The sequence below is a fragment of the Paralimibaculum aggregatum genome (assembly GCF_030270585.1).
Lineage (GTDB): Bacteria > Pseudomonadota > Alphaproteobacteria > Rhodobacterales > Rhodobacteraceae > Thermohalobaculum > Thermohalobaculum aggregatum.
Genome location: NZ_BSYI01000077.1, coordinates 1 through 11,492, shown reverse-complemented (window position 1 = coordinate 11,492; position 11,492 = coordinate 1). Strand labels below are relative to the sequence as shown.

Annotated in this window: 2 protein-coding genes, 1 pseudogene and 1 other annotated feature; of the genes and pseudogenes, 1 reads left to right on the top strand and 2 read right to left on the bottom strand. The window is 65.1% G+C overall.

Features of this window, described 5'->3' with window-relative positions:
* Positions 1-621: 621 nt before the first annotated feature.
* Together QSJ97_RS23855 and QSJ97_RS23850 are read right to left on the bottom strand one after the other, a co-directional pair.
* Positions 622-6,687 carry a DEAD/DEAH box helicase gene (locus tag QSJ97_RS23855; RefSeq protein WP_285674971.1) on the bottom strand — a complete coding sequence of 2,022 codons (6,066 nt, stop codon included), beginning with the start codon at positions 6,685-6,687 and terminating at the stop codon, positions 622-624.
* A 9-nt stretch (positions 6,688-6,696) separates the two neighbouring features.
* Positions 6,697-9,921, bottom strand: a complete 3,225-nt coding sequence (locus QSJ97_RS23850; RefSeq protein ID WP_285674970.1) for an STY4851/ECs_5259 family protein — start codon at positions 9,919-9,921, stop codon at positions 6,697-6,699.
* 603 nt (positions 9,922-10,524) lie between these two features.
* On the opposite strand from QSJ97_RS23850, the pseudogene QSJ97_RS23845 reads away from it, so the two are divergent.
* Positions 10,525-11,492 (top strand): annotated as a pseudogene (locus tag QSJ97_RS23845) (IS3 family transposase); the annotation flags it as partial.
* Positions 10,805-10,966, top strand: a sequence feature (AL1L pseudoknot). It overlaps the preceding pseudogene by 162 nt.

Sequence of the window (11,492 nt, the reverse complement as noted above, 5' to 3'; positions counted from 1 at the left end):
ATAGGAGCTGGCGCTTCAAGAACCGCGCCTGATCCACATCTCCAGACCGCTCGCGCATCCCTGATCGCCCCTCCGCCTACGGCTCCGAGGCGATCAGGGATGCGCGCAGACCCGCTCCGAAAGGGGGTCCCTTTTCGGCGCCGATTGGGGGTCCCGTTTCAATGCTGTTTGACAATCAAAATTACTTTCTGGTCTCAGGAATCTCGATTCACGTCAGAAGATTGCTATAGGTTTACCAGTCTATCGATCAAAATAAGCCGGACAAGCCCGAGAGCGTCGTCGCGGCTCGGCCCGATTCCATATACTCCATGGCATGTACGCGAAACACCTACCAGTGGGGGGATTATCCTCGCAGGCACCGAACTGGCGGCTTAGAGGAGAACCGGCTCAAGCGTAGCGAGGCCCCCAAACTGTCCGGGAAACGGAGACAACCTCTGAGCCACTGGAGGCAGAGCAACCGCTACAACGTGCAATAGGCTGGCCGCCAGAGCACAGCTGTGCCGCTCGCCAGAAACCGAATTTCGAGTTCATGTTCAGACCGAGAATTCACTGCCGTAGGCATGAATGTCAGCTACGGGCCGATACTGCCGCCGGCTGTTTCACGCACATAGCTCGTCTACCTTACCATCTCACCCAGAGTGGGGAAGGGTATCTCGCCTCGTCCTGGAGCGCGACGTCGAAGTGGAGTCTTGCGAGGTCTCGGGCCTGTTCTTCGGCGCGTGCGTCGTGGTCGAAACGCTGCGGCCGTCCGGCAGCCTCGCGCCAGGCCCCGAAGCCCTGATCAAGATACACACCGATTTCGGCACCGTCGTCGAAAATGAGCCGGAAGAAGCGCGCATGGGCGCAATCCGCCTTGGGCCGCAACTGCACCCTAGATCCCGGGAACAGCGCCGAGAGGACAGCGCTGCGCGATTGGTCGCATTCCCAATTATGACGCAGCTGAGACCCCTTCTTGCCGTATGAGTTGGTCGCTTCTGTTACGATCTCGAGCCGCGTTGCCGCAACTCGGAGCGGCATCGTCCGCCAAGCCTCGTAGAACAAGCGCGCGGTCAGCGGGCTGCGCAGGTAGCGGTCGTTATAGACCACACGGATGATGCGTCGCCCTTCTACGAATGCCTGGGGCCGAAGGGTCCGCGCAACCTTCCATAGCCGTTTGCCGAACTGTCCGATCGAACCGTCAAGCTCGGTGGTGATGTCACGCTGCGCGGAATTTCCCTCACCATAGACAGTGATCTTGTCGAGCGACAGCGCTGGCGAAAGTTCGGTCACGGGGCGCGCGCCATAGAGGGCGGGGACCCCCTCTACCGTCCCCCAATCGCGGTCGACATGTGCGGCACGGTCGTCGGTCGTTGCGATCGCGAGCTCGGTCGCGTCAAGCCGCATTTCCACGAGTATCGGCGCTTCCCCGACGGTCGGGATCGCGTCGAGCCCGTGCACGCGCGCTCCGCTGCGCGCGGCAAGGCGGACGAGATCAAGCTTCTGCGACATCTCGAGCGACTGTACGTCGGACCAGCGAAGCGCGATCGATACGGCCACCCCAGCACGCCCCGCCTCCGTGGCGACCCGCATCGCCGGCCATTCCGCCACGTCCCAACGCATTGGAGGGTCGGTCAGGAACAAGGTGAGCCTGTCCAGGGCACCATGCGCAACATGTTGGATCAGCCATTCGTCAAGTGGCCGCATCAACGTCCGCGTCCCGCTGCCAAAGAGCCGCAGTTCCTCGGGAAGATCGAGCCGCGGCAAGATCGCATCGCGCAACAGGACCAGGGCACCAGGCCTGTCCATGGTCCCACCGAACTGGAGGTCACGTCGCAGCACGCACTCCGGGCAGCCCGCCTCGCAGCCGGCTGGGCACTCGAGCCGATGCTCCGCATCCCGCAGGAGCATCGCCAAGTCCCGCTCGGCGGCACTGGCGAAGCCGGAACCACCGGAGGCCTTGTCAAAAATGAAGACCGAGCACCGTCTGGCGTCGTCTGGCCGCAGGCTCGGGGCGACCGCGATCCCCATGGTTTCCGCATCGACGCCGAGCCGGGCTCCGAGCGCTTCGCGCAGGGCGGCAGCGATCGCGGCGGCTCGGGCCCGCCCCTCCTCGGTCACCGGAAGCGCGTTGAGCTGGAGCTCGAAGACGTCGGTTGTCATCTCAGTGCCGAGCCGCACGTGGCGACGGATCTTCCGGCTGGCCTCGTCATTTCCGGGGCAGCGGCTGTCGTGGCGCGGGTTCTCGCGCAGGCGCTGAAGCGGGTAATGGCCGCTCATGCCCGACGGTGGAACGGGAACACTCTCGCCCTCCTCGGCTTCTGTGCGGCCGCATGCGATGCAGATCGCGTAGCCCTGTCCGTTTTCTCCCGATGCGGTGACCAGCACCTTGCCCTCGCGCGCCGTTCGGTGGCGACCGACCTCAGGATCGGGAAGCGCGATCCAAGGCTCCGGCTCGGCCGAGACGCGGGGCTGGTCGGGCGGGACATAGGCCAGCTGCTCGTAGGCGCTGTGTGGTCGTCTGCTCCCGAGAAAGCCCGAAGGTTTCAGGATTTCGGCCTGGCGGACAGGATTCTCGCAGCGCGGGCAGGCCGTGACATCGTGACGGGTCGTCCCGAAGAGGTTGCATTTTGGGCAGGTGAAGAGCGTGCGCAGATCCTCAACGGCACTAGGGTCGTGGCGATTGCCCCAGGTGGGCTGAACGCCGTCGGAGCGATGGACGAGGCCATCGATGACGACTTCGCACCCCGGCGAGTATTCCCGGATTGCCATGTCGAGCGGTCGCGCGGGGCCCGGCACGGCGCCGTCCCGCCCGGCATGGTCAAAGGTGATCACATCGACCGGAAAGCCATAGGAGGGCGTGAACCCGCGCCGGGCGAGTTCCGTCATCATGAACTCCTCGCGCATGCGTTTGGCTCGGAAGCGGTAGAGCCGATGCGCGGGTTCGGTCTCGGAATAGGCCGCCTGCGCCTGCAGCAATTGCTCGTACTCCCCACGCCAGCGATCCCGCATCGCGGAGAAGGCCATCTCTGTGCGTGCGACAAGCCCGTCATGCCCCTCGAGGCAGGTGCCCGGCACCAACGTTCTCACGGCCAGAGCCAACGCCTGTGTTCCGCCCCAAGCGCCCTTGAGCGCCAGCATGAAGGCGTCTGCGACACTGTCCGGCATGAAGGGCGCGTCCAGGTATTCCGTCGCCCCCATGAAGGACGCCATGTTGGTCCTCACACTTAGCCCTCCGCCCTCGCGCAGGAAGAGCCCGAGCAAGAGCGCGTTGACATGGCGCTGGACGAGGGTTGCGCTGTCGAGCTTGACCCGTGGCGCGGCCACCTCCGCCTGCAGGAGCCGTGAGGGCGCGCGGAAGATCATGTTGTCGAGCGGCAGGTCCTTGCAAAATGTGAAGGCCATCGCCCAGGGCTCGCCCCGCCGTCCGGCACGGCCAATGCGCTGACGGTAGTTCGCGGGCGATGGTGGCACGTTGGTGTTCACCACGAGGCCGACATCCGGAATGTCAACGCCCATTTCCATGGTGGTGGAGCAGTTGAGGATGTTGATCTGACCCTCGCGGAAGTCTCTCTCGTACCCCTGCAGGCTTGGACGATCGATCTGGGCCGAGTGCTCCTGCGCCCGAAGAAAGGGCGCGAACTCCGCCGCGCGATCGTGGAGATCTGTCCAATGGCCGTCGAGTCTCAGCGTCTCGACCTCTGCGTCCGTTTCAAGCCAACCGCGCAGGATCTCCCGATCAGCGGGTGAGACCCCCTGGGGCGCGCTTCGGGGCAGAACGGGCATTTGCACGGCACGGGTGATCGCCGGATCGCTCACGGCGTTCAGCGAGATACCTGCCGGGGCGAAGGGAAGCAGCCGGCGCGTCACAGGGCATTCCCGCGCAATCTCGACAGCGGCAATGCTGGCCGCCGTCATGTCGAGGCGCCAAGCTCCCGGTCCCACCTGCTGGATCACCTTCGACTGTCGCAGCGAAGCCCAGATTGCGGCGAGAACGCCGGTGGCACGCTCCGCGTCGATGGCGCTGTCGCGCGTGCCGCCGATGAGGCGATACACCAGTCGCGACAGGCCCGCATCGCCGGTCGCATACGGAAAAGCCTTCGGGTTCCTGATCCCGGACGCATCGTCCAAGGAGAGACCGGGCTCCAGGACGGCCGCCACCGCACTGCGCGGAGAGATCCAGTGACGGACATCCGCAGGATCCTCGGGCAGACTGATCGCGAGACTTGTGCGAAAGACCATATCGACCGTCGCGTGCAGCAGATCCTCCCACACAGCAGCGTCATGGCCCGCCTCTCGCAATGCGCCCGGCTGCACCAGCCGTGCCCGTTCGGCAAGCTCCGGGAACCTCAGCCTTGCGAGCCCCATGGTCTCGGCGTTGTTCTGTAGACGCGGCCGACGAAAGAATTCCCGGTAGAGAAAGAGCTCGGCAAGCGCTGTCGGGTGCTCAGCCAGCGCCCTGTCGCCCTTGGTAGGCCTGTCGCGCCAGACGGTACGGGCGAAGTTGCGGAACTCCTCATTCTTGGCGATACGTTCGACCATCGCTTGCCAGCGCAGGGGCTTGAGCCCACCCTCGGCCTCGCGCAGCGCGTCTTCTTGATCTTGCAACATGCCTGCAAGCGCGGGATTGGAGGCGGCGTGAGGTCGGAGTGCGTCTATGGTCGCTCGAAGCTCGGCCGCCTTGGCGGGGTCGCCAGACTTCTCTTGCACCGAATGGTAGACGATCGCGCGGGTCAGCGTTCGCTCGGCCTCCTGCTGCAGTTTGGCGGAGAACCGCGCCGTGCCCTGGCGGCTGTCCGTGAAGGAGAGCAGCCGGCGCCCGTCGAAGGGCACCGGTCGGTCTGAGCGATTGGGCGGCGACGCCTCGACGAGGAGCGGCAGGGCGTTGCCCATAAGAAAAGGGGCGCCGAACCGCTGGGGGCGGACCGTCACGCCTTTGTGGCCAGCGCGCTCGCAGCATCCTCGCTCGGCGGGCTCCACCAGGTTAAGCGGTATGACGCGGTCTTCGTCGTCCGGCCGCTCAAAAAGGGCGGCGTCCGACCTGCGGAGGAAATCGCGCGCTCCGTCCCGCGCCGGTCCGACATGCACACGTTCATAAACGCTGCGGGACGGGGCTGCACTCTCTTCCCCCTCCTCGGGCTCCACGTCCAGTATGTACTCATCGTCGCTGCCCTGCTCCCGAGCCGGGCACAAGAAGCGCTGCGGGCCCTCGTTTGTCACGTCTGCAAGGAGCCAAGGTGTCCCGCATTCGTCACACGCTCCAACTTCGAAGACCGGGGCGCCGCAGCTGCAGCGCTCGACTTCGGAGAGATGGATCTGCCCAAACGGCCAGTCCGATCCCTCCTCGGCAAGCCTTGTGCCGCGCACGGGGCAGTCAGGGTCGATACAGGCCCATAGACCGCCCTGGGCCCTGTGAAAGACATGCAACCGCCAAGGGGCCAAAGCGACGCCAGTGACCGGGTCGCGCGCCTGTGCTGCCGCCTCCAGAAGACGGAAAGCCTCCACGGCTCCGCCAGGCGTGTCAGGGTCGCGGCCCAGCAGGCGGCAAGCCTCGCGCAGGCCGATCCCGCCATCTCGCATGCGGTTGCGAATGCTTTGCAAACGCGGATGAGCAGCCAGCTCGTCCCATAGCGCTTCAGCCGGCAGTGCATTCGGATCGAGCGGTGTATCGCTTCCCGGCGGCGGGAGAAGCGGTGACATCTCCTGCCCTTCGATCACCTCAACTTGATGAGGATCGAGGCCGGCCAGATCGGCAAGGAACGCGCGCAGGGCTTGCCGCGCCTCCTCGCCTTCGCCGATCGTTGCCGACGTGGCGGCGAGCCTGACGTCCTGAGGCCGAACCCCGAACGCCTCGCGCACTCGGCGCAGGAGGAGCGCCATCTCGGCCGCCTGCGCGCCGACATAGCTGTGCGCCTCGTCGAGGACGATCCAGCGCAACGTGCCCTGCGATTTCTCGAGAATCGAGCGATCCTGCGCCCGCATGAGCATGTATTCGAGCATGGTAACGTTTGTCACAAGCAACGAAGGCGGATTGGCCCGGAGGGTCTTGCGGTCCCTGATCTCGGCCCCGCGCCGCTTCGGCCCCGGGATGTTGTCGGAAAGATACCGGTTGTACAGCGCGTAGGAGAGCCGCTTGGCGAGAGGATCCATCCAAGCGCTCAGGCGTTCCTTCTGGCTGTCGATAAGCGCGTTCAAGGGGTAGAGAACTATTGCCTGCAGTCCTTGCTGACCCGGGCGATGCTGCCGCAGGAGGTCGTTCAGCAGAGGGATCATGAAGCATTCCGTCTTGCCCGATCCGGTGCCGCTCGTGACCATGAAGCTGCGCCCTTCTTCGGCAACCTCCCACGCGCGCAGCTGGTGGAGATAGGGCTCGAGGCCTTCGCCCGTGCGCGGCCACCGGCGGGCATTCTCGTGACCGTCCTCCAAGCGCTCGCGGTCGAGCGCATCGACGAGGTCTGGTTCGAGCAGGTTTCCGACGAGATCGTCGAGGCAGACATTGGCGCGCTTCCAGATCCGCGCGGCCTCGAAGACGGGATCCGCCACGAAGCTGTCGGGCCGCCCAGCGCCACCGTGCAAACGGTGCGCGAGTTCGTGGCGCAATGCGGCGGACCTTACACGACCCTTGCCAACCACTGCATCGGCAGCTCGGTCGTTGATGCGCGTGAGAATATCGGCGTAGCCCGAGCGCAGCAGAGCGACTTCGTCCGTCATGCGAGCCTCTTACCGGTCATTGTTTGATGCCGCCCAGGCAACAGCGATCGGCAGCGCAGCCTCGAACGCGCCGATATCGGCTTGAATAGCCTGCAGCAGCTCCATCTGCTGACGGATTGTTGGGGGGGCGCGCAGACCAAACGCAACCTCCGCAACAAAGAGCGGTGCGTCTATCAGACCCCTCAAATCGGGATCGAAGCGGTCGAGAGCCGGAGGGCGGCTCGTGGCTTCGAGCTCGTGCAGCCATGGAGCGAGGCCCGCATGGCGGCGCACGATTTCCTCCGCAATCGCCAAGAGCTCTGCTTCCGGCTCCTGCAGCCCGGGAGGCAAGCCGCCGAGCTTTGATGCCACCTCCATCATGATGCCTGGATCTGTTTCGCGGAGGCCACAGACGATGTGCCCGAGAAGTGCAGGACGCAGCCGGACTATGTCCGCGGTCCGGGACGCGATTGTCCCACGGACAATGTTCTCAGCCAGGCCCGTGAGCGAGGGGTTGCTCGAAAGGGTGCGACGCAGGGCCTCCACTTCACGTGAAAAGGCCGCCGCCCATACCCCTGGCGCGATGAACATCCACCGCGGACCACCATGAAGTTCGAGTGAAAGCATGTCCTCCAGATCCGCGGGCGCAACCTTGAGCAGGAGGCGCACCGCCGACTCTGGTGCCTCCCGGAGCGCGTGGATCTGGTCGAGTGCAGAAGGTGAGACGCCATGGGCGATCAGGACGCCCACAAGCTTTGCGAGCCGAAATAGGTCTGCTTCGGCCACGCCATCGCGGAAAGCGGCAGCGAAATGTGCGATCCGAAGGCCGCGCCGAGGGGCATCAACCCCTTTGGCTTCAGCGGGCGCTGGCTGCACGAAGGGCCGCGGCGGCCTCAGGACGACTTCGCCGCGTCTAGGCAGAAGGAACCAGCGCCCTTGCCCGAGCAGCGAGAGTGCCCCGGGATCGGTCTCCGCGACGCGGTCAGGATCATCCATATCGACGGCGACGATCTGCAGGTCGTGATCGAACCGGAGTGCTTGGCCCTCGACGACCATTACCGTGTCGTCTTCGAGATCAGTTTCGCCCCGATAGTAGCGGAGCACCAGTCTCGGCGACTGTCGACTGCGACTGATGACTCGAAGCCGCAGCTCCGCATCTGCCCCCCCCGCGACCAGCATCTCCTCGAGAAGCGCACGATGAGCTGACAACGGTTGTTCTGTCGCGATCGAGCGGCCAATAACGGGGTTCAAGTCAACCTTGGCACCGACAAGCCGGATGCGCAGGTCGGTCCCGCCCGTCTCCGCGGGCACGATACGCCAGTTGCGGAGTTCTCGCACCGTGATATCGCGGTCCTTGCGGAGCACAAGGTTGTCAACCCCCTCGAATTCACCGAGGGCGCGGGGGAGGTCCAACGTCCATTGCAGTGGCGACATCCCTGCCGGACTGGCGAGGATCAGGCTTAATCGCCCCCTGCTCGCCGCCCCGACAGGCAGCGTGACGTCCGCCTCGCCTCGGGCATCGACGGTTGCAGGATCGCCGTCGCTGACACGCATGACCATGCCCGCCGACAGGCCCTCGAAATGCAGCCGCCGCTCGCCAGCCGGCCCCGGTTGCGCTTCGGTGACTCGGAAGTCCTCCGGCACGATATTCACCGCGACGCGCGCCCCGACATTCTCGCCGTCCCTTGCGGCGAGGTCGACGATACCGACTGTTCCGGACGGGGGGAGGCCGCCGCGCCAGCCGCCGCGTCGCCCGATCCGATGGCGTAGATCGCGCGCGCCCAGCGGGCGAAAGCCGCGGCCCGGTCGGCGATGGAGGATCTCTGGTATCCCTCGATGCACGGGTCTGCCACGGCTGTCGAGCACGCGCTGCTCAAGCGACCCGATCGCGTGGATGTCTTCCCGATCGTCCCGATCGGCTCTTGTCCGGACCATCGCGTTCCCGCCAGAGACGAACACACGTCCCTGACCGGAAAGGCGCCAAAGCCGCCCACCCTCGACGACCCCGTCCGGTTCCGCCGAAAGCTCACCATCGCAGGTCGGGGAGGCGTCGGGCGCGGCGAGCAACCAGACATGTGGGTCTTGTGTCAGAAGCGAGGCCGTCCCGGCGAAAGCGAGTGCGCGTGGACCCTCTTCTCCCATTTCGGCAACCCGCCAGAAGGCGGGTCCTGCACCGATCTCGACCGCATCACCGCCCGCCAGCCGGATTCGCGACAGATACCGCCCGTCCGCCATCGCCACGAGATCCGCGGATCTGTCGAGGGGAAAGGGAAAACGGGCTGTGCGGCGCGCGCTTATCCGTCGGCACGCCCAAGGCTCGCCGCTGCCATCGCGGTCGAGGGCGAGCAGAAGATCAGGCACCACGGCAGCTAGCCCGTCAATCGGAGCGAGCCTGAGCCGCCTGCGGTCACGCTCCACTCCCTCGACGATTTCCGCCGGGATTTCCGAAGTGTCCTCGACCTCGATCCAGGGCGTCCAGATGCCATCGCCGGTGCGATGCAAAATTCGGCAGAGCGGATCTGTCAGCAACCCCGAACGCCGCGTGATGGAGACCGCTTCGGACAGGAGGGCGCGCGCTGCTTCCCCGTCGATTCGAAGAGAAAGGCGCTCCCGCCAATCCGGGCTTTGGCGGTCAAGCCAGGGCTCCACTTCGACTGCCGTAAGATCTTTCGGCGCGATCGCCCTCAGCTCGAGCACCTCCATTGCAAAATCCACAAAGACGTTTCGGAACTCCCCGGTCTGATAGCCCATAGGAAGTCTTTGCGTACGCCGCTGGGCAAGGCCAAGGGCAACCTCGCGCGGGCAGCCGAGGCCAAGCCGCCCGAGATCGGCGACCAGCCCCACGAGAGCCGCGCGATATCCGCCGCGCACTCCGAGCATCTTTACGGGAATACCGCCCTCAGCCGCGAGCGTGCGGAGATACTGCGTGCCGCCGTCGTGTCGACGGACGGTCCGGCCCAGCCGGCTCAAGCCGGCAAGGGTCAACTCGCGAAGGTCCTCCTGGGACAGATCGCAGCCGAGTGGCTTGGTGAGAAAGTCCCAAGACAATGGCCCGCCGTCATAATCACGTCTGAAACGTTCTGACGCCCACAAGACAAACGGCGTAGCCACCGATTTGCCTTGAACTGACGAAAGCCTATGGCGAACCTCCCGTTCGAGCGCGGCGTAATCGTTTTCGTCAATGCGATAGGCGTGCAGCGGTCGCCCGTCGGCCGCGACGCGAATAACGGCCTTAACAGCTTCTGAAATCATCATGCTCTCACCCTAGCCCTTTGACCAATGTTCAACTTGGTGATCGGGACTGCAAGAGGAAACCTCGCTGTGGCGTCGGGTAGAACGTATGGCTTACCACTGGAAGAGGTCAGAAGGGCGCGCACAGTCTGAGGGGCTCACCGGGTGCCTCCCCATCCCGATGTCGCGGTCCCGGATCACGAGATAGCAGTGTGGCTTCAGCCGGTCCGTGCCGGTCGCATCGATCGCCGCACAACGGGCGTCGTCCCCGCGACCGGCGTGGCCTTGGAGCCCTCGCTTGTCTCCCGTTGCTACAAAACGATGATCATAGAGGGCGTGACCCCTTCGCCCGTGACTGTCGTGCGAGAAGGCGCCGGTACATTCCCTGCACTCTACGACGCCGCAGTGCTGATGACGGTCTCGGCGACGCCATTCTGCGGATCGCCGATGGTTGAGCCCGCGAGGTCCCGGTCGCTCCGAACCATTGCCGACGCACGATCATCGCCGAAGACCGCGGACGGATTCTCTCGCGACGCAACTGGATCAGTTCAATGGAGGCTAACTCGGTCGGCTTTGAACCGCAGCAGATTTGCCGGAGGCTCCTGTTCCTGAGGAGGTTGGAGCCCGATGAGCAAGACCCGGAACAAGTTCTCCCGTGACGTCCGCACGCGCGCGGTCGGTTTGGTCCTTGATCAGGAGGCAGAGCATCCGTCGCGCTGGTCCGCGATCCAGGCGGTCGCCCCGAAGATCAGCTGTTCGGCGCAGACGTTGAACGACTGGATCAAGAAGGTGGAGGTTGACAGCGGCCATCGCGGCGGCATCCCACCGAGTTGTCTGAGAAGATGAAGGCGCTCGAGCGGGAGAACCGGGAACTGCGCCAGGCGAACGAGATCCTTCGCAAGGCGTCGGCGTATCTTGCCCAGGCGGAGCTCCGGCACCCATGTCTGTCTGCCCGCAAACGGACATGGGTGCCCGCCGACCGCCGGTCGAAGTTGTGGCGTCGTTCGTCGACGATCACAGGGCAGGGCATGGGGTCGAGCCGATCTGCAAGGTTCTGCCGATTGCCCTATACACCTATTGCGATCACGTCGCAAAGCGGGCGGACCCGGCGCGACGATCGGACCGAGCCCGGCGAGATGAAGCGCTGCGCCCCGAGATCGAGCGCGTCTTCGACGCCAACTGCAAGGCCTACGGCGTGCGCAAGATCTGGCACCAGATGCGACGCGAGGGCTTTGACGTCGCCCGCTGCACGGTGGCTCGGCTGATGAAAGATATTGGGATTCAAGGCATTGTCCGCGGCAAGCCGCACCGGACGACGATCCCGGACAAGGCGGCGCCATGCCCACAGGATCGGGTGAACCGGCAATTCCGCGTGGCCGCGCCGGACATGCTCCGGGTCAGCGATTTCACCTATGTCGCCACCTGGACCGGGTTCGTCCATGTCGCCTTCGTGGTGGACGCCTATGGCAGACGCATCGTCGGCTGGCGCGTGAGCCGCACCGCCCATGCCGGCTTCGTGCTCGATGCTCTCGAGCAGGCCGTTCATCAACGGCGACCAGGCGCCGGCCTCGTGCATCATTCGGACCGCGGGTCCC

Bases quoted from the DNA above. Each gene is read 5' to 3' on its own strand.
- QSJ97_RS23855 (WP_285674971.1), bottom strand. From the start codon at position 6,687: ATGACGGACGAAGTCGCTCTGCTGCGCTCGGGCTACGCCGATATTCTC.
- QSJ97_RS23850 (WP_285674970.1), bottom strand. From the start codon at position 9,921: ATGATGATTTCAGAAGCTGTTAAGGCCGTTATTCGCGTCGCGGCCGAC.